The following is a 19,011-nucleotide window of genomic DNA, read 5'->3' on the forward strand; positions in this document are numbered from 1 at the left end:
CAAATCCGCTCATCTAGAAATTCGGGAGTACACATATGACGGTCTGGATAGTGGTGTCAATCCTTGTGGTGGTTCTGAGCCCCCTGGCATGGCTGCGCCCGTCGCGCCATCAGAGCGGGCGCATGGCCCTGCGCATGGAGGCGCGCCGCATCGGCCTGGCCATGCAGTTGTCGCCCCAGGAATGGCCGCACTGGCTCAAGCAGGAGCCACCGAGCCCGTGCGCGCAATACTGCCGGCCACGGCGTGGCAGCACACCGGCCATTTGGAGTTACTGGCAGCTGGAGCCCGGAGTCTGGGTGAATCAGTGGCGTGAAGTGTGTGTTGATGAAAAGTTGTTGCCGCATTTTGCGACGTTGCCGGACAACGTCTACAAGGTCGAAGCCGACAAGCAGATGATCGCCCTGTATTGGGGCGAGAAGGGCGAGGCGAGCGTGTTGAAGGCTATCGATACGCTGCTCAAGGCCTTGGCCTGACACCGACCCTGGCGGCCTGCGACAACCCCCTGTAGGAAGCCCGGCTCCTACAAAGGGCGTGCAAATCATGAAAAACGGCAGGCAATAAAAAGCCCGACATCATCATCGGGCTGGAGTTGGCCAGGCAGGCCGGTAATTCTGTGTTCCCTGCGTCGGAAGTTCATCCAGGCGCGGTAAGGTTGTCGCTAGCCTAGCGGCATATCCCGTTCTGTACAGCCTTTTCCCTCATTTTTTCCATTATTGATTTCGTGAATATTTGAATATTGACGAGTCGCGGGCTTATGGTCGGGGTTCTGAAATGACTGGAAAGTCGCGTTTTTCCTAGCCTTTCGAGCGATTGACAATTGCCCGGAATTGGATGAAGGTGGCGTACCCAAATCAAACGGGCGTATGAATTGAGCGTTTGTCTGTCAGACCGCTCATACAGAATCCCGACTATCGCATTGGCGGGTGTGCCTGGCGGATTGGCATGAGCATTGACGCAACTGTCAGTGTCCAGCCAGAGGCCAGCGTCCAATGTGTACTGTTCAGCTTCCATATCGTGGAGATCAGTTGATGATTTACGAAGGTAAAGCCATCACGGTTAAGGCTCTTGAAAGTGGCATCGTCGAACTGAAATTCGACCTCAAGGGTGAGTCCGTCAACAAGTTCAACCGTCTAACCCTGAATGAATTGCGTCAGGCCGTAGACACCATCAAAGCAGATGCTTCGGTCAAGGGCGTGATCGTTTCCAGCGGCAAGGACGTGTTCATCGTCGGCGCTGACATCACCGAATTCGTCGACAACTTCAAGCTGCCCGATGCCGAGCTGGTGGCTGGCAACCTCGAAGCCAACAAGATTTTCAGCGATTTTGAAGACCTCAACGTACCGACCGTCGCCGCGATCAACGGCATCGCGTTGGGCGGTGGCCTGGAAATGTGCCTGGCGGCAGACTTCCGCGTCATGTCGGCCACGGCCAAGATCGGCCTGCCTGAAGTCAAACTGGGCATCTACCCAGGTTTTGGCGGTACCGTGCGCCTGCCGCGCCTGATCGGTGCCGACAACGCCATCGAGTGGATTGCCGCCGGTAAGGAAAACCGTGCTGAAGACGCGCTGAAAGTCGGTGCTGTCGACGCTGTGGTTGCCCCGGACAAACTGGCCGAAGCCGCATTGAACCTGATCAAGGGCGCCATCAGCGGCGAATTTGACTACAAGGCCAAGCGTCAGCCGAAGCTGGAAAAACTCAAGCTCAACGCCATCGAACAAATGATGTCGTTCGAAACCGCCAAAGGTTTCGTGGCTGGCCAGGCCGGCCCGAACTACCCGGCACCGGTTGAAGCGATCAAGACCATCCAGAAAGCCGCGAACTTCGGTCGCGACAAAGCTCTGGAAGTGGAAGCGGCTGGCTTCGTCAAACTGGCGAAAACCTCCGCAGCCCAGAGCCTGATCGGCCTGTTCCTGAACGATCAGGAACTGAAGAAAAAGGCCAAGGCCTACGACGAAATCGCCAAGGACGTGAAACAGGCTGCCGTACTCGGCGCCGGTATCATGGGCGGCGGTATCGCCTATCAGTCGGCGTCCAAAGGCACGCCGATCCTGATGAAAGACATCAACGAGCACGGTATCGAGCAAGGCCTGGCAGAAGCCGCCAAGCTGCTGGTCGGTCGTGTGGACAAAGGTCGCATGACCGCTGCGAAAATGGCTGAAGTGCTTAACGGCATTCGTCCTACGCTGTCCTACGGCGATTTCGGCCACGTCGACCTGGTGGTCGAAGCCGTTGTCGAGAACCCGAAGGTCAAGCAAGCCGTTCTGGCCGAAGTGGAAGCTCAGGTTAAAGACGACACCATCCTGGCGTCCAACACCTCGACCATTTCCATCTCGCTGCTGGCCAAGGCCTTGAAGCGTCCGGAGAACTTCGTCGGCATGCACTTCTTCAACCCGGTGCACATGATGCCGCTGGTGGAAGTCATCCGTGGCGAGAAGTCCAGCGAGCTGGCCGTTGCCACCACCGTTGCCTACGCCAAGAAAATGGGCAAGAACCCGATCGTGGTCAACGACTGCCCGGGCTTCCTGGTCAACCGCGTGCTGTTCCCGTACTTCGGCGGTTTCGCCAAGTTGGTCAGCGCCGGCGTGGACTTCGTGCGCATCGACAAAGTCATGGAGAAATTCGGCTGGCCAATGGGCCCCGCGTACCTGATGGACGTGGTCGGCATCGACACCGGCCACCACGGTCGCGATGTGATGGCTGAAGGCTTCCCGGACCGCATGAAAGACGACCGCCGTTCGGCGATCGACGCGCTGTACGAGGCCAAGCGCCTGGGCCAGAAGAACGGCAAGGGTTTCTACGCCTACGAGGCGGACAAGAAGGGCAAGCAGAAGAAAGTGGCCGACCCGTCGGTGCACGAAGTGCTGGCTCCGGTCATCTACGAACAGCGTGAGGTGTCGGACGAAGACATCATCAACTGGATGATGATCGCCCTGTGCCTGGAAACCGTACGTTGCCTGGAAGACGGCATCGTCGAAACCGCCGCCGAAGCCGATATGGGCCTGGTGTACGGTATTGGTTTCCCTCCATTCCGTGGTGGTGCGCTGCGTTACATCGATTCGATCGGTGTGGCCGAGTTCGTTGCCCTGGCTGATCAATACGCTGATTTGGGCCCGCTGTACCACCCGACCGCGAAGCTGCGTGAAATGGCCAAGAACGGCCAGCGCTTCTTCGGTTAAGTGCCCAGACGACTAGAGCGAGAATATTTATGAGCTTGAATCCAAGAGACGTCGTGATCGTCGACTTCGGTCGTACGCCGATGGGCCGCTCCAAGGGCGGCATGCACCGCAACACCCGTGCCGAAGACATGTCGGCACACCTGATCAGCAAACTGCTGGAACGCAACGTCAAGGTCGACCCAAACGAAGTCGAGGACGTGATCTGGGGCTGCGTCAACCAGACCCTGGAGCAGGGCTGGAACATCGCGCGCATGGCGTCGCTGATGACCCAGATCCCGCACACCGCGGCCGGCCAGACCGTCAGCCGCCTGTGCGGTTCGTCGATGAGCGCGCTGCACACCGCCGCCCAGGCCATCATGACCGGCAACGGTGATGTGTTTGTGGTCGGTGGCGTGGAGCACATGGGCCACGTCAGCATGATGCACGGCGTTGATCCTAACCCGCACATGTCGCTGTACGCGGCAAAAGCCTCGGGCATGATGGGCCTGACTGCGGAAATGCTCGGCAAAATGCACGGCATTACCCGCGAAGCCCAGGACGCGTTCGGCCTGCGTTCCCACCAACTCGCCCACAAGGCGACTGTGGAAGGCAAGTTCAAGGATGAAATCATCCCGATGAACGGTTATGACGAGAACGGTTTCCTGAAACTGTTCGACTACGACGAAACCATTCGTCCGGATACCACCCTGGAAAGCCTGGCCGCGCTGAAGCCAGCGTTCAATCCAAAGGGCGGCACCGTGACAGCCGGTACTTCGTCGCAAATCACCGACGGTGCTTCGTGCATGATCGTGATGTCGGCGCAACGTGCCCAGGACCTGGGCATCCAACCGCTGGCCGTGATCCGTTCGATGGCTGTGGCAGGTGTGGACCCGGCAATCATGGGCTATGGTCCTGTACCGGCCACACAAAAAGCCTTGAAGCGCGCAGCCCTGACCATCAACGACATCGACTTCTTCGAGCTCAACGAAGCTTTCGCCGCACAGGCCCTGCCCGTACTGAAAGATTTGAAAGTACTCGACAAGATGAATGAGAAGGTTAACCTGCACGGCGGCGCGATTGCCCTGGGCCACCCATTCGGTTGCTCCGGTGCGCGTATCTCCGGCACTTTGCTTAACGTGATGAAGCAAAATGGCGGCAACCTAGGGGTTGCAACCATGTGCATTGGTCTCGGCCAAGGCATTTCCACCGTCTTCGAACGCGTCTAAGCGTTGGGTTGACGGAAGCCGGGGCCCAGTGCCCCGGTTTTTGTTTTTGGGTGGTTTTGTATTTTTTTTTTTAACAAATTTTGTAAGAGTGCCAGAGCATGAAAGTCGAACCAGGGCTCTACCAGCATTATAAAGGTCCGCAGTACCGTGTTTTCAGTGTGGCACGCCACTCCGAGACCGAAGAAGAAGTAGTGTTCTACCAAGCACTGTATGGCGATTACGGCTTTTGGGTACGCCCCTTGAGCATGTTTGTGGAGACCGTCGAGGTTGACGGCGAGCAGGTCCCGCGCTTTGCTTTGGTCCAGGCCGAACCCAGTCTTTTTTCAGGGCAATAACGGCAGGTCGCGCAGAATGCTGCGCTTGACCTCACCTTGTTGCCACTATATATAGCGTTGCCGCGACAGGCGCCAACTGCCTTTCACTTCTCGAATTCAGGAATTTTCCGATCCATGGGCAAATCGCTGGTCATTGTGGAATCCCCGGCTAAGGCCAAGACCATCAACAAGTACTTGGGCAACGAGTACGTGGTGAAGTCGAGTATCGGCCATATCCGAGACCTGCCCACCAGCGGTTCGGCTAGCGCCAGCAAGGAGCCTGCCGCCAAGCGCGGCAAGGCGGCTGCGGGCGAAGGTCCGGTGCTCACCCCTAAAGAGAAAGCGCGCAAGCAGCTGGTCTCGCGCATGGGTGTGGACCCGGATCATGGCTGGAAGGCCAAGTACGAAATCCTTCCAGGCAAGGAAAAGGTCATCGAAGAGCTGCGCCGGCTCGCCAAGGATGCTGACACCATCTATCTCGCGACGGACTTGGACCGCGAAGGGGAAGCCATTGCCTGGCACCTGCGGGAAGCCATCGGCGGTGATGACAGCCGCTACAAGCGTGTGGTGTTCAACGAAATCACCAAGAAAGCCATCCAGGAAGCCTTCTCCAAGCCGGGCGAACTGGACATCGACCGCGTCAACGCCCAGCAGGCCCGTCGCTTCCTCGACCGCGTCGTGGGTTATATGGTTTCGCCGCTGCTGTGGGCCAAGATCGCCCGTGGTCTGTCGGCCGGTCGTGTGCAATCGGTTGCGGTGAAGCTGGTGGTGGAGCGTGAGCGCGAGATTCGTGCGTTCATCCCCGAAGAGTACTGGGAAGTCCACGCCGACCTCGGCACTGCCAAGGGCGCCAACGTGCGCTTTGAAGTGGCCCGCGAGAACGGCGAGGCCTTCAAGCCGCTGAACGAAGCCCAGGCCATGGCCGCGCTGGAAAAGCTCAAGTCTTCCAGCTACAGCATCGTCAAGCGTGAAGACAAACCGACCAGCAGCAAGCCATCGGCACCGTTCATCACATCCACCCTGCAACAGGCCGCGAGTAACCGCCTGGGCTTCGGTGTGAAGAAAACCATGATGATGGCCCAGCGCTTGTACGAAGCCGGCTACATCACTTACATGCGTACCGACTCCACCAACCTGTCGGTGGACGCGGTCGCGATGGCGCGTACCTATATTGAAGAAGAGTTCGGCAAGAAGTACCTGCCGGAGAAGCCGAACGTCTACAGCAGCAAGGAAGGCGCACAAGAGGCTCACGAAGCGATCCGTCCTTCCGACGCCAACACCACGCCTGCCAAGCTGAGCGGCATGGAGCGCGACGCTGAGCGCCTTTACGAGCTGATCTGGCGCCAGTTCCTGGCTTGCCAGATGCTGCCAGCGCAATACCTGTCCACCACTGTCACCGTGGCGGCCTCCGATTTTGAGCTGCGTGCCAAGGGCCGTATCCTCAAGTTCGACGGTTACACCCGTGTGATGCCGCAAATCGCCAAGCCTGGCGATGACGACGTGCTGCCGGACATGGCCCAGGGCGACACCCTCAAGCTGATCCAGCTCGACCCGTCCCAGCACTTCACCAAGCCGCCGGCGCGTTATTCGGAAGCCAGCCTGGTAAAAGAGATGGAAAAACGCGGTATCGGTCGTCCGTCGACCTATGCAGCGATCATCTCCACCATTCAAGACCGTGGCTACGTTGCGCTGCACAACCGTCGTTTCTACTCGGAAAAGATGGGCGACATCGTGACCGAGCGCCTGTCCGAGAGCTTCTCCAACCTGATGGACTACGGCTTCACTGCCGGCATGGAAGAGAATCTCGATGACGTGGCCCAGGGCGAACGCGACTGGAAAAACGTGTTGGACGAGTTCTACGGCGACTTCAAGAAAAAACTCGAAGTAGCCGAAAGCCCTGAAAATGGCATGCGCGCCAACCAGCCGGTGATGACCGACATCCCGTGCCAGACCTGCGGTCGGCCGATGCAGATTCGTACGGCGTCCACTGGCGTGTTCCTCGGTTGCTCGGGCTACAGCCTGCCGCCGAAAGAGCGCTGCAAGGCCACTGTCAACCTGGTGCCGGGTGATGAAATCGCCGCCGACGACGAGGGTGAGTCCGAGTCTCTGGTACTGCGTGGCAAGCACCGTTGCCCGATCTGCAGCACGGCGATGGACGCCTACCTGCTGGACGAGAAGCACAAGCTGCACATTTGCGGTAACAACCCGGATTGCAACGGCTACGAGATTGAAGAAGGTACCTATCGCATCAAGGGCTACGAAGGTCCGAGCCTGGAATGCGACAAGTGCGGCAGCGAGATGCAGCTCAAGACCGGCCGCTTCGGCAAGTTCTTCGGTTGCACCAACCCGACCTGCAAGAACACCCGCAAACTGCTGAAAAGCGGTGACGCGGCGCCGCCGAAGATGGACCCGGTGAAGATGCCGGAGCTCAAGTGCGAGAAGGTCAACGACACCTACATCCTGCGTGACGGCGCTTCGGGGTTGTTCCTGGCGGCCAGCCAGTTCCCGAAGAACCGCGAGACCCGCGCGCCGTTGGTGCTGGAGATCGTGCCGCACAAGGATGAGATCGATCCTAAGTACCACTTCTTGTGTGAAGCGCCGAAGAAGGACCCGGATGGTCGTCCGGCCGTGATCCGCTACAGCCGCAAGACCAAGGAGCAGTACGTGCAGACCGAAGTTGACGGCAAGCCTACCGGCTGGAAAGCGTTCTACGACGGCGGCAAGTGGAAGGTCGAGGATAAGCGCCAGGGCGCTTGATCGGCTAATCTGCCAATGACAAAGGCCGCCTTCACAGGCGGCCTTTTGTTGCTGTAGAAGCGAGGGGGGCGCCTAGCCCTTGCTCGCGAAAATCGTTAACGATAACGCGGGAAGCCAGGTACATAATGGCGTCCTTAGGTTTTTCGCGAGCAAGCTCGCTCCTACACAGCCAGCATTGCGCCTCTTTCGTTGTGGAGATTGCCGTCATGGCCAACGAACTCTATACCCGTACCAATCAGAAAATTTACTTCGCGGGTCTATCCCTGGAAGCCCTTGGCCGCGCCGAGGAAGGGAAAGAGATGAATGCCATCGCGCTGGTCCAGGCGGGGCGTGAAGCTGCGTTGTTTCACCTGTACGGCGCCTTGCTGGGTTTGTGTCATGAAATCGCTGGGTTTTACCGCCTGCCCCAGGCGGGTTCACCCCGTGCAGAAATGATCATGAATCGTGAAGTGCTGGATGCGATGGCCATTCCTGAGCTGGCAGAACTGGTTGAAATGGCTCAAAGCCCGGACAGTTGGGTGGCGCGTTTGCTCAAAGCGCATGCGGATATGTTCCAGCCACCGCGTATTCCGCATGTGCCCAAGGGCGATGTGACGCAGCCGCTGATCGTGGCGGTTGCGGTGGAAGAGGAAGAACCCAAGCCGTTGAGCCGTGAAGAGCTGGAGGGCTGGCGTCAGGAACTGAAAAAGATGGCGCTGCGCTTTCGCGAAGGCCTGAACGAATGCTGATCTCCGCGTAGGAGCCGGCTTGCCGGCGATGCAGGTATCTCGGAGTGTGAGGCGCAACGCGTTGTAGCCATCGAAGCCGGCGACCATTCATCAAGCTGTCAACAAACCTGTTCAGATCCTCTGCGGGGCTGGGTGGATGACTGATATAATCCCGGCCTTTCGTGGAGAACAGACTTTTATGCCAACGTCCTTTCTGGAAATTGTTGAGTTGCCTGACGGCCGAATCGAGCTGCGCCGGGCTGAGGACGAGGGTTCTCTGGTTATCTTGGATTTTTCCGAAGACGCCAAGCAGTTCCTGCAAGGCCAGCACGTGGAAGTGGCTAAAGCCATGTTGAGCGTGGGCGTGCAGATGGCCGGTCGCCTGGCTGAAGGCGAGCCGGAGAAAGACGAAGGGCCGCGGGTTCTTCACTAAGCCCTGTGGTTAGGGGTTCTGTGGTGTTAGGCAGGCTTCTGGAGTGAGCTAGCTTGCTTGTGGCGAGTGGGCTTGTTGTGGTCAGTGAGATTATTGTGGTGAGTGGGCTTGTTGTGGTGAGCGGGCTTGCCCCGCGCTGGGCTGCGCAGCAGCCCTAAATAGATTGACGCAGTACATCAGGTATTCCACGGTGCTTGGTTTTGGGGCCGCTTCGCAGCCCAGCGCGGGGCAAGCCCGCTCACCACAGAAGCCCGCATGTCACAGAAGTCCGCTCACCATAGAAGCCCGTATGTCACAGGACTTCGGCCGATCAGGCACTCAGCCCAATCGAATATTCAAACTCTGCGCATCACCCGTACGAGCGGCGCTGATCAGCTGCTGCTTGGCGCTGACACTCAGTGGATTCAACCAGCTCACCACCGTATGGCTGCGGCCCAGGCGAAGTGCTTCGCAGGTCAACTGTTGGGCACTTTGCGCGCCGCGTGGCTGCAGCAACAGAATGCGCTCGCGGTTGAGGCCGGCATCCCGCAGCCAGGCCTGGGTCAGGCTGGCGGGTGGGGCGATCAGCGTCAGCCAGCGGGCATCCTGTTCCTCGCTCAGATCACGCAGGATCGGCGCCAGAAGGCTCAGGCAACTCCCCGCTGCACCGCGCAACGACAATTCACTGAACGCCTCAGGTTCGGCGCCCCAGGGCGCCTCGACCGTTTCCTTGAGGATAGGCGCAAGGGGTTGGGCCATGAAGGCCTCGAACAGCGACAGTTGAGTGTGTTGTGGGGTGTGGACGAGTTGCATGATGCCTCCTCTAGCGGCGAATGACGCCGACGCTCAAGCCTTCGATCACCAGGTCCTGATCTTTCAGGTTCACTTCAATCGGGGCGAACTCAGGGTTCTCGGCCAGGAGCCAGACCTTGCTGCCTTCGCGCTTGAAGCGTTTGACGGTGACTTCATCGCCGATACGGGCGACAACGATTTGGCCATTACGGGCTTCGCGGGTGGTGTGGACGGCCAGCAGGTCGCCATCGAAGATGCCCACGTCCTTCATGCTCATGCCATGGACGCGCAACAGGTAGTCGGCGCGAGGATGGAAGAAGGTCGGGTTGATGTTGCAGGATTCCTCGACGTGCTGCTGCGCCAGGATCGGCGCACCGGCGGCGACGCGGCCGATGATCGGCAGGGTCGATTCGTCGACCTTGGCTTCGAAGCCAGGGATGCGAATACCGCGCGAGGCACCGGGGGTCATCTCGATCGCGCCTTTGCGAGCGAGGGCCTTGAGGTGTTCTTCAGCGGCGTTGGGGGACTTGAACCCCAGTTCCAGCGCAATTTCCGCTCGTGTCGGCGGGTAGCCGTTGTCATCGAGGCAGCGCTTGATAAAAGCCAGAATCTCAGCTTGGCGTGGCGTCAGTTTTAGCATGTTGATCGCTCTGTCTTTTTATACAGTGACTGGGATTATATACAGTGAACTGCGCTTGGCAATCATCCTTTTCTGCCCCTCCGCTGGACGGTCATCGGGCAGGCTTCCCACAAGCCAGAGATAGCGCTGCCTACAGATCGGTATGGATGTGATTAAATAGCGATGAAATGTATGACTGCCCGGCCGGAAAGCAAACCCGCAGGCTTGACAAGACACACCCTGAAACGTATGTTTCAAACAAGTGTTTGTCAGGCGGAGTAGCCATGGCCCAGTCGGAAACCGTTGAACGCATTCTCGATGCTGCCGAGCAATTGTTCGCGGAAAAAGGATTTGCTGAAACCTCATTGCGGCTGATCACCAGCAAGGCTGGCGTCAACCTCGCTGCTGTGAACTACCATTTCGGCTCGAAAAAAGCCCTGATCCAAGCCGTGTTCTCGCGCTTCCTGGGGCCGTTCTGCGCCAGTCTTGACCGTGAGCTGGAGCGTCGCCAAGCCAAGGCTGACCATAAGCCGACCCTGGAAGAGTTGTTGGAAATCCTCGTCGAGCAAGCCCTGGTCGTTCAGCCCCGCAGCGGCAACGATTTGTCGATTTTCATGCGCTTGTTAGGCTTGGCGTTCAGCCAGAGCCAGGGTCACCTGCGCCGTTACCTGGAAGACATGTACGGCAAGGTTTTTCGTCGCTATATGTTGCTGGTTAACGAGGCTGCCCCGCGTATTCCGCCGATCGAGCTGTTCTGGCGCGTGCACTTCATGCTCGGTGCTGCCGCGTTCAGCATGTCCGGGATCAAGGCGTTGCGGGCCATCGCCGAGACCGATTTCGGTGTGAATACCTCAATCGAACAGGTCATGCGCCTGATGGTGCCGTTCCTGGCTGCCGGCATGCGTGCCGAAACCGGTGTGACCGACGCCGCCATGGCCGCTGCTCAATTGCGCCCACGCAGCAAGTCCGCGCCAATACCCGCCAAGGTTTGACCGCACCGGGTGGGCGCGACCGCTTGCATCCGCTAAGCTAGCGACCCATGCCGAATTCAGCTATTTACTCGCAACCCGTTGTGCTCACTGTGCCTGGTGAGGGCAACGGGTTGTGTGCGTTATTTAAGGAAGGTTTATGACTGCTGCCCTGCAAGGTTCTTTGATGGTCGACGTGGCCGGCACCTGGCTGACGGCCGAGGACCGCCATCTGCTGCGCCAGCCTGAAGTGGGTGGCCTGATCATTTTCGCGCGTAATATCGAGCATCCGCGCCAAGTGCGGGAATTGAGTGCAGCGATTCGCGCAGTGCGCCCGGACCTGCTGCTGGCCGTCGACCAGGAGGGCGGCCGCGTACAGCGCCTGCGCCAGGGTTTCGTGCGTTTGCCGGCCATGCGTGCCTTGGCGGATAACCCCAACGCCGAATACCTGGCCGAGCAGTGTGGCTGGATCATGGCGACTGAAGTGTTGGCCGTTGGCCTGGACCTGAGCTTCGCCCCGGTGCTGGACCTGGACTACCAGCGCAGCGCGGTGGTCGGCACCCGATCCTTCGAAGGCGACCCCGAGCGCGCCGCCGTGCTGGCTGGTGCATTCATCCGCGGCATGAACAGCGCCGGCATGGCCGCCACCGGCAAGCACTTTCCCGGTCACGGTTGGGCTGAGGCCGATTCCCACGTCGCCATTCCCAATGATGAACGCAGCCTGGAACAGATTCGCGCCAATGACCTGGTGCCTTTCGCACGCCTGAGCAAGCAACTCGCGGCCGTGATGCCCGCGCACGTGATCTACCCGCACGTCGACGCCCAGCCAGCTGGGTTCTCGCGCCGCTGGCTGCAGGACATCCTGCGCGGTGAGTTGCAGTTCGATGGGGTGATTTTCAGCGATGATCTGTCGATGGCGGGTGCCCATGTGGTCGGTGATGCGGCCAGCCGGATTGAAGCGGCGCTGACGGCGGGTTGCGACATGGGGCTGGTGTGCAACGATCGTGCGGCGGCTGAGTTGGCGTTGACTGCCGCTCAGCGGATGAAGGTCACGCCATCGCCACGCATTGCGCGGATGCGTGGGCAGGCAATTGCTTCGACGGAATACAAGCAGGATCCGCGTTGGCTGGCGGCGCTGACGGCGTTGCGGGATGCTCAACTGATTGGCTGAACACCGCGGCGCGGCCTTCGCGAGCGAGCCCGCTCCCACATTCGACCGAGTTCCAGCTTTGGAATGCAGTCAAGTGTGGGAGCGGGCTTGCTCGCGAAGGCAATCTAACATTCAGCGCTTTTCCTGTTTGTTGGGCAACGGCGCAAACAACGCCTCAATATCCTCATTGCCCAACTGCCAATCCCCCGTCGTACGCCCATCCAGCACGCCCGCTGCCAGGTCGGATTTTTCCTTCTGCAGGTGCTGGATTTTCTCTTCCACCGTGCCTCGGGCAATCATCTTGTAGACGAACACCGGCTTCTCTTGCCCGATGCGATAGGCACGGTCGGTGGCCTGGTTCTCCGTGGCCGGGTTCCACCAAGGATCATAGTGGATCACCGTATCGGCCTCGGTCAGGTTCAGGCCAACACCGCCGGCCTTCAAGCTGATCAGAAAAATCTGCAGCTTGCCGCTCTGGAAGTCCTTCACCGGCGTGCGCCGATCCCGGGTCTGGCCGGTGAGCAGTGCGTAGGCCACGCCGCGTTTTTTCAGCTCGATTTCGATCAGGCTCAACATCGAGGTGAACTGGGAAAACAGCAGGATCCGTCGACCCTCCTCAAACAGCTCCTCAAGCATTTCCATCAAGCTATCGAGTTTGCCTGAGCTGCTGCCACGGGCGGGCAGGGTCGCGTCGTTGACCAGCCGCAAATCGCAACACACTTGGCGTAACTTCAGCAGTGCCTCAAGGATGATGATCTGGCTGCGCGCTACGCCTTTGCGGGTGATCTCGTCGCGGACTTTCTTGTCCATGGCCAGGCGCATGGTTTCGTACACGTCGCGCTGGGCCTCATTGAGGTCGACCCAGTGGATAATCTCGGTCTTGGGTGGCAACTCCGTCGCCACCTGTTCCTTGGTGCGGCGCAGCAGGAAAGGTTTTATCCGACCGTTGAGGTGTTGCAACCGCACATCACTGGCTCGCTTTTCGATGGGCACGCGGTAATCGCGGTTGAAGCTTTTTACATCACCGAGCCAGCCAGGCAGCAGGAAGTGAAACAACGACCACAACTCGCCCAGGTGGTTTTCCAGCGGCGTGCCACTCAGGCACAGGCGTTGGCGTGCGTTCAGCTCGCGTGCCGCCTGGGCCGCCTTGCTGGACGGGTTCTTGATGTATTGGGCTTCGTCGAGGATCAGTACATGCAAGGGCAGGGCGGCGAGTTGTTCGATGTCCTTGGGCAGCAGCGCATAGGTGGTCAGCAGCAGGTCATAGTCCGGCAGGTTGGCGAAATGTTTCTTACGCCCTGCGCCATACAGCGCCAGCACCTTGAGTTGCGGTGTGAAATGCGCCGCCTCATCCAGCCAGTTGGGAATCAGGCTGGTGGGCATCACCACCATGCAAGGCCGATCCAGGCGACCGGCGATTTTCTCAGTCAGAATATGCGCCAGGGTCTGTAGGGTTTTGCCTAGGCCCATGTCATCTGCAAGTATGCCGCCGACATCCAGCTGACGCAGCGACTGCATCCAGCTCAAGCCTTCCAACTGGTAAGGGCGCAAGGTCGCGTTCAGCCCTTCAGGCGCTACACAAGTGAAGTCCTTGATATCCCGCAGGCGCTGGGCAAAGTTGCGGATCTTCTCGCCACCTTCCCACTGCAGCGGCAGGTCTTCCAGCGGGTTAAGCCGGATTGCATCGGCCTTGGCCAAGCGTAACGTGGTGGTGCCGGCTTCCTGTAGGTAAAACTCACCGAGGGTCGCCAGCACCGGTTTCAATCGGCCGTAGGGCAGCGCCACTTGTATCGGGCCGTGACCATTTGGCAGGCCTGGGATGTTCACCAGAATCAGCTCATCATCACGGCGCCGCGCCAGCTTCTCCGGGTTGAGGATCTCGGTGTGGGAACGCATCAGGTTCAGCAGGATCGGCAACAGGCTCAGTCGCTCGCCGTTGACGATGATCCCCAACTCCAGATCGAACCAATCACGCTCCGGACCTTCGTCAACCGTGGCGTACCAGTCATCGACGGCGCTGAGGTCGAAGCCGAAATCATCATCGATCAGCAGCTCCCAACCCTCGGCTCGCAGTGTTGGCGTGGCATTGAGGGTGAAGGTCAGCCAGGCACTGTCATTGACCATCTCAAACAGCTCGCCGGCGCTTTCCGGCAGTGCCTTGCTCTGGCGCGTGGCGATCTTGAAGCCCAGCAGGCGCAGTTGTTCGCGATACGGTTGCTCAAGCTCCGGATGCCGCTTGATGCGCAGGCTCTGGGTGTCCTGGCGCACAATGATATCGGCGTTTTTCTGCCCGCTGACATAGTTGCCTAGGTAGTTGAACGATAACGCCGCGCGGTGCTGGATGTAGCGCTGCATCTTGCCGTTGCGCGGTTCAAAGGCGCTGAATTCGACACTGGCCATCCACAGGCGCGGCACCGGCACCACGTCTTCCATCACCACTTGCGGCAGCACCGCCCGGTTTTCCAGCACGGCCTGGAGTTTTTCCAGCAGCTCGGCATCCTGTGCGGCGGCGGGGTAGGCCAGGGTTTCCTGGACCTTGAGCAATACCGCGGCGATGTGTTTGCAGTTGGTGTGCACCGGGCAGGTACAGCGGCTGTCCACCAGGATCAAGGTGCCCTTGGCCGATTCACGCAACGAGATGGTCTGCCGATACACGTTGCCGCCGGAGCCTTCGCAACTGGCGACGATAGTGCTGTCGCCGCATTCGACGATGCGCACCCGGTTTTCCAGCGCATAACGTCGCCCGCGCTCAAGGCTCTGCTCTTTAAAGCGATTGGCCCAGGAAGGGGCCAGGGGTTTGGTCAGCGACGACGTGAGGGACATGGCGCTGGATCAGTCCTGAATGTCGGGCGGTGGCGCGCTGGGGGGCTTGGCGGTCAGCGAGGTGATCTTGATCAGCAGCGCGAGGTGGCCACCGTCCAGGTAGTTGAGCTGGTTGTTCTTGGTGCGCACGTCGGTCTGGCTCAGTTGCTCGCTGGCGATCACGCTGCCGTTGGCGTCGAACTGGTTGATCCAGAAGTTCGCATCAATGTCGGTAAAACGGCCCAGTTGCAGGCTCAACACGCCCTCGATCGGAAACTGGCCGAATTGTTCCTGGCCGTCGGTGATCGCGACCTTGACCGGCTGCTCGCCCAGGTTCTGTTCCCACGCCTTATGCAGCAGCACCGTGTAGGTGGAGTCGGCACGCAGCTTGTCGACAATGTTGGACAGGCGCGGCGGGCTCAGTCTGTCGCCCAGGCGCACTGCCCCGAAATCCCAGTTTTCCGGGGCGGCGCGGCTGTTGATCACCGGTTCGGCGTTCTGGCGCACCAGGATCATTTCCACCTGGTACGGGCTGTCGGCGAACGCCGCAGGTGCCACGACCACCAACAACAGGCTCAACATGCGGAACAGGCGCATTGGGGCGTCCTTCAAGCAGATTTCGGGATGAGGCGCTCGAACAACGCCTCCAAGGTATTAAAGCGTTCTTCGGCACGTTCCATCGGCACCATGAACTTGAACAGCGTAGCCCCTTCGAACTTGTAGCGGTTGGGCTGGCCCTGGATCAGCTTGATCAATACCAGCGGGTCCACCGGCGTTTGCGCTTCGAATTCGATGCGCCCGCCTTGCGGCCCGGCGTCGACCTTCTTGATGCCGAGCTGCTCGGCCTGCAATTTCAGCAGGGTCAGGCGCACCAGGTTCTTGGTGGGTTCCGGCAACAGGCCGAAGCGGTCGATCATCTCCACCTGCAGGTCCTTGAGGCCTTCTTCGTCGGTGGCCGAGGCGATGCGCTTGTACAGGATCAGCCGCGCATGCACATCCGGCAGGTAGTCTTCAGGAATCAACGCCGGCAAGCGCAGGTTGATCTCCGGACCGCCGCCCAGCGGTTGATCGAGGTTCGGTTGCTCGCCCTTGCGGATGGCTTTCACCGCGCGCTCAAGCATCTCCATATACAGCGTGAACCCGACCGCCTGGATCTGCCCGCTCTGGCCGTCGCCCAGCAGCTCGCCGGCACCACGGATTTCCAGGTCATTGGTGGCGAGCACAAAGCCCGCGCCCAGGTCCTGGGTGTTGGCGATGGCTTCCAGGCGCTTTTCTGCGTCGGAGGTGATCTGCTGGCGAGGCGGCGTCAGCAGATACGCGTACGCCTGGTGGTGACTGCGCCCGACGCGACCGCGCAGTTGGTGCAACTGAGCCAGGCCGAACTTGTCGGCGCGCTCGATGATGATGGTGTTGGCGCTCGGCACGTCGATACCGGTCTCGATGATGGTCGAGGCGATCAGCACGTTGAAGCGCTTGTGGTAGAAGTCGCTCATGACCTGTTCGAGTTCGCGCTCGCGCATTTGCCCGTGGCCGATGGCGATACGTGCCTCCGGCACCAGCTCGGCGAGGTCGGCGGCGCATTTCTCGATGGTCTTCACGTCGTTGTGCAGGTAGTACACCTGCCCGCCGCGCAGCAATTCGCGCAGCAGTGCTTCCTTGACCGTGCTTTTGTTCTGCTCCATCACAAACGTGCGCACCGACAAACGACGTGCCGGCGGCGTGGCGATGATCGACAGGTCACGCATGCCCGACACCGCCATGTTCAGCGTGCGCGGAATCGGTGTGGCGGTGAGGGTGAGGATATCGACTTCACTGCGCAGGGCCTTGAGCTGTTCCTTCTGACGCACACCAAAGCGGTGTTCTTCGTCGATGATCACCAAGCCCAGGTTCTTGATCTTCACATCGTCCGACAGCAGCTTGTGGGTGCCGATAACGATGTCGATCTTGCCTTCGGCCAAATCGGCGATGGCGGCATTCACTTCCTTGGCGGACTTGAAGCGGCTCATCACTTCTACAGTCACCGGCCAATCGGCAAAGCGGTCGCGGAAGCTGTTGTAGTGCTGCTGGGCGAGCAGGGTGGTCGGCACCAGGATCGCGACTTGCTTGCCGCCGTGCACCGCAATAAAGGCGGCGCGCATGGCCACTTCGGTCTTGCCGAAGCCCACATCGCCGCAGACCAGGCGGTCCATCGGCTTGGGCGCGAGCATGTCGGCGCGCACCGCTTCAATGGTGGTTTGCTGGTCCGGGGTTTCTTCGAAGGCGAAGCCGGCGCTGAAGGTGGCGTAGTCGGCTTTCGGGTCGGCGAACGCGTAGCCTTCGCGTGCGGCGCGACGTGCATAGATGTCGAGCAGTTCGGCGGCGACGTCGCGCACCTGCTCGGCGGCTTTGCGCTTGGCTTTCTGCCAGGTCTCGGAACCCAGGCGGTGCAACGGCGCCAGGGCGTCGTCGCTGCCGGTGTAGCGCGCGATCAGGTGCAGGCTGGCCACTGGCACATAGAGCTTGGCGCCCTCGGCGTATTCCATGGTGAGGAATTCGGCGGCCTGGTTGTCGATCTCCAGGGTCTGCAAGCCCAGGTAGCGGCCGACGCCGTGGTCGATGTGCACCACCGGCGCGCCTTCACGCAGTTCGGTGAGGTTTTTGATCACGGCATCGTTGTTGGCGTCGGCGCGTTTTTCGCGACGACGACGCTGCATCACGCGCTGACCGAACAACGGGCTTTCGGCGATCAGTGCCAGGGCCGGATCATCCAGCAACAGGCCTTCGTCGAGCGGTGCGATGGTGATCGCCAGACGCTCTTTGCTTTTGACAAAGTCTGGCCAGCTGTCGACGGTTTTCGGGCGCAGTTTCAGGCGTTCGAGCAGTTCCAGCAGTACTTCGCGGCGGCCAGCGGATTCGGCGGTAAACAGCACGCGGCCGGGAAAGTCGCCGAGGAAGTTGGACAGCGCTTCCAGCGGTTGAGTGGCTTTGGCCTGGATTGCCAAGTCTGGCAGCGTCCCCGCCGGGAAGCGTTCGCGGCCGACACCGGTGTCGACATCCTGCTGGCTGGCGACCACGCGCGGCCAGCTTTTCAGGCGCGCAAAGCAGTCTTCCACCGGCAGGAACAGTTCGGCGGGCGGCAATAAAGGACGAGACGGGTCGACGCGACGCTCTTCATAGCGGTTGCGCACGTCGTTCCAGAAGTTTTCCGCCGCCTGTTCGATGCCTGGCAGTGAGAACACCTGGGTGTCCTGGGGCAGGTAATCGAAGAGGGTGGAGGTTTCGTCGAAGAACAGCGGCAGGTAGTACTCGATGCCGGCCGGTGTAATCCCGCTGCTCAGATCCTGAAAGATCGGGCAGCGGCGGAAGTCCACGTCGAAGCGTTCACGGAAGCGCGCCTTGAAGCGGGTCACCGCGTCTTTTTGCAGCGGGAATTCCCGCGCAGGCAGCAGCTTGACCGAGTCGACTTTGTCGATGGAGCGTTGGTTTTCCGGATCGAAGGTACGCAGGGTCTCGATTTCGTCATCGAACAGGTCGATGCGATACGGCAATTTGCTGCCCATTGGGAACAGGTCGATCAGCGCACCGCGCACCGCGAACTCACCGTGTTCGTACACCGTGTCGACGCAGCGGTAGCCACTGGCTTCCAGGCGCGTGCGCATCTGCTCCACATCGAGCTTCTGGCCGATATCCAGCACCAGGCTGCTGCCCAACAGGAACTTGGTCGGCGCCAGGCGATGCAAGGCCGTGGTGATCGGCACCACCAGCACGCCGTGGGCCAGTTCCGGCAAGCGGTACAGGCTGGCGATGCGCTGGGAGATGATGTCCTGGTGCGGCGAGAACAGGTCGTAGGGCAGGGTTTCCCAGTCTGGGAAATGCAGCACCGGCAAATCGGGGGCGAAGAAGCTCAGCTCCTGCTCCAACCGTTCGGCGCTTTGGCTGTCGGCGGTGAGCAGCAGGGTAAAGCGCTTGGCTGCGCTGGCAGCCTCGGCGATGGCCAGGCTCAGGGCGGCACCGGGCAGGTTGCCCCAGTGCTGTTTGCCTGCCGCAGCAGGGAGTAGCGGTAGACGCAGGACGGGCACGGAAGGTTGAGCTCCAAGCGTTGCGACAAAGTCGGTAATTGTAACGGTGCG

14 protein-coding genes are annotated in these 19,011 nt (G+C 60.1%); 9 read left to right on the forward strand and 5 right to left on the reverse strand.

Features of this window, described 5'->3' with window-relative positions; all coding sequences use genetic code 11:
• The first annotated feature begins 35 nt into the window (after positions 1-35).
• From RB216_RS07580 to RB216_RS07610, 7 genes are all read left to right on the forward strand, one after another.
• On the forward strand, positions 36-473 hold the full coding sequence (locus RB216_RS07580) for a hypothetical protein (RefSeq protein ID WP_028619415.1): 438 nt from the start codon (positions 36-38) through the stop codon (positions 471-473).
• Between the two features lie 555 nt (positions 474-1,028).
• The gene (gene fadB / locus RB216_RS07585) at positions 1,029-3,176 is read left to right on the forward strand and encodes a fatty acid oxidation complex subunit alpha FadB (RefSeq protein ID WP_028619416.1); all 2,148 of its coding nucleotides are present in this window, start codon (positions 1,029-1,031) and stop codon (positions 3,174-3,176) included.
• Positions 3,177-3,205: 29 nt separating this feature from the next.
• A complete protein-coding gene (gene fadA, locus RB216_RS07590; RefSeq protein WP_308908482.1) occupies positions 3,206-4,381 on the forward strand; it encodes an acetyl-CoA C-acyltransferase FadA in 1,176 nt (391 codons plus the stop codon).
• A 98-nt stretch (positions 4,382-4,479) separates the two neighbouring features.
• A complete protein-coding gene (locus RB216_RS07595) occupies positions 4,480-4,716 on the forward strand; it encodes a DUF1653 domain-containing protein (RefSeq protein ID WP_028619417.1) in 237 nt (78 codons plus the stop codon).
• Positions 4,717-4,830: 114 nt separating this feature from the next.
• Positions 4,831-7,452 (forward strand): type I DNA topoisomerase, encoded by a 2,622-nt coding sequence (topA, locus tag RB216_RS07600; protein ID WP_236320156.1) that lies wholly within the window; start codon positions 4,831-4,833, stop codon positions 7,450-7,452.
• A 206-nt stretch (positions 7,453-7,658) separates the two neighbouring features.
• A complete protein-coding gene (locus RB216_RS07605) occupies positions 7,659-8,180 on the forward strand; it encodes a DUF6586 family protein (protein ID WP_016975263.1) in 522 nt (173 codons plus the stop codon).
• A 178-nt stretch (positions 8,181-8,358) separates the two neighbouring features.
• Positions 8,359-8,592, forward strand: coding sequence for a hypothetical protein (locus tag RB216_RS07610; protein ID WP_016975264.1), 234 nt, complete (start codon positions 8,359-8,361; stop codon positions 8,590-8,592).
• Positions 8,593-8,910: 318 nt separating this feature from the next.
• On the opposite strand, the gene sulA is transcribed toward RB216_RS07610, so the two are convergent.
• Positions 8,911-9,384, reverse strand: a complete 474-nt coding sequence (sulA, locus tag RB216_RS07615; protein ID WP_028619419.1) for an SOS-induced cell division inhibitor SulA — start codon at positions 9,382-9,384, stop codon at positions 8,911-8,913.
• A gap of 10 nt (positions 9,385-9,394) precedes the next feature.
• Entirely contained in the window at positions 9,395-10,003 is a 609-nt protein-coding gene (lexA, locus tag RB216_RS07620) for a transcriptional repressor LexA (RefSeq protein WP_028619420.1), read from the reverse strand.
• Positions 10,004-10,266: 263 nt separating this feature from the next.
• Here lexA and psrA point away from each other — a divergent pair, with 263 nt between their 5' ends.
• Positions 10,267-10,974 carry a transcriptional regulator PsrA gene (gene psrA / locus RB216_RS07625; protein ID WP_016975266.1) on the forward strand — a complete coding sequence of 236 codons (708 nt, stop codon included), beginning with the start codon at positions 10,267-10,269 and terminating at the stop codon, positions 10,972-10,974.
• Positions 10,975-11,110: 136 nt separating this feature from the next.
• Positions 11,111-12,121, forward strand: coding sequence for a beta-N-acetylhexosaminidase (gene nagZ, locus RB216_RS07630; protein ID WP_028619421.1), 1,011 nt, complete (start codon positions 11,111-11,113; stop codon positions 12,119-12,121).
• 111 nt (positions 12,122-12,232) lie between these two features.
• Here the strand turns inward: nagZ and RB216_RS07635 are convergent, their stop codons facing one another.
• From RB216_RS07635 to mfd, 3 genes are read right to left on the reverse strand one after another with little or no spacing between them, the layout of a single operon-like run.
• Positions 12,233-14,923 carry a DEAD/DEAH box helicase gene (locus RB216_RS07635; RefSeq protein WP_028619422.1) on the reverse strand — a complete coding sequence of 897 codons (2,691 nt, stop codon included), beginning with the start codon at positions 14,921-14,923 and terminating at the stop codon, positions 12,233-12,235.
• 9 nt (positions 14,924-14,932) lie between these two features.
• On the reverse strand, positions 14,933-15,499 hold the full coding sequence (locus RB216_RS07640) for a CsiV family protein (protein WP_068936135.1): 567 nt from the start codon (positions 15,497-15,499) through the stop codon (positions 14,933-14,935).
• An 11-nt stretch (positions 15,500-15,510) separates the two neighbouring features.
• The gene (mfd, locus tag RB216_RS07645; protein ID WP_068936133.1) at positions 15,511-18,960 is read right to left on the reverse strand and encodes a transcription-repair coupling factor; all 3,450 of its coding nucleotides are present in this window, start codon (positions 18,958-18,960) and stop codon (positions 15,511-15,513) included.
• Between the last annotated feature and the right edge of the window lie 51 nt (positions 18,961-19,011).

Origin of the sequence: Pseudomonas canadensis, assembly GCF_030980095.1 — a bacterium.
Classification (GTDB): Bacteria; Pseudomonadota; Gammaproteobacteria; order Pseudomonadales; family Pseudomonadaceae; genus Aquipseudomonas; species Aquipseudomonas canadensis.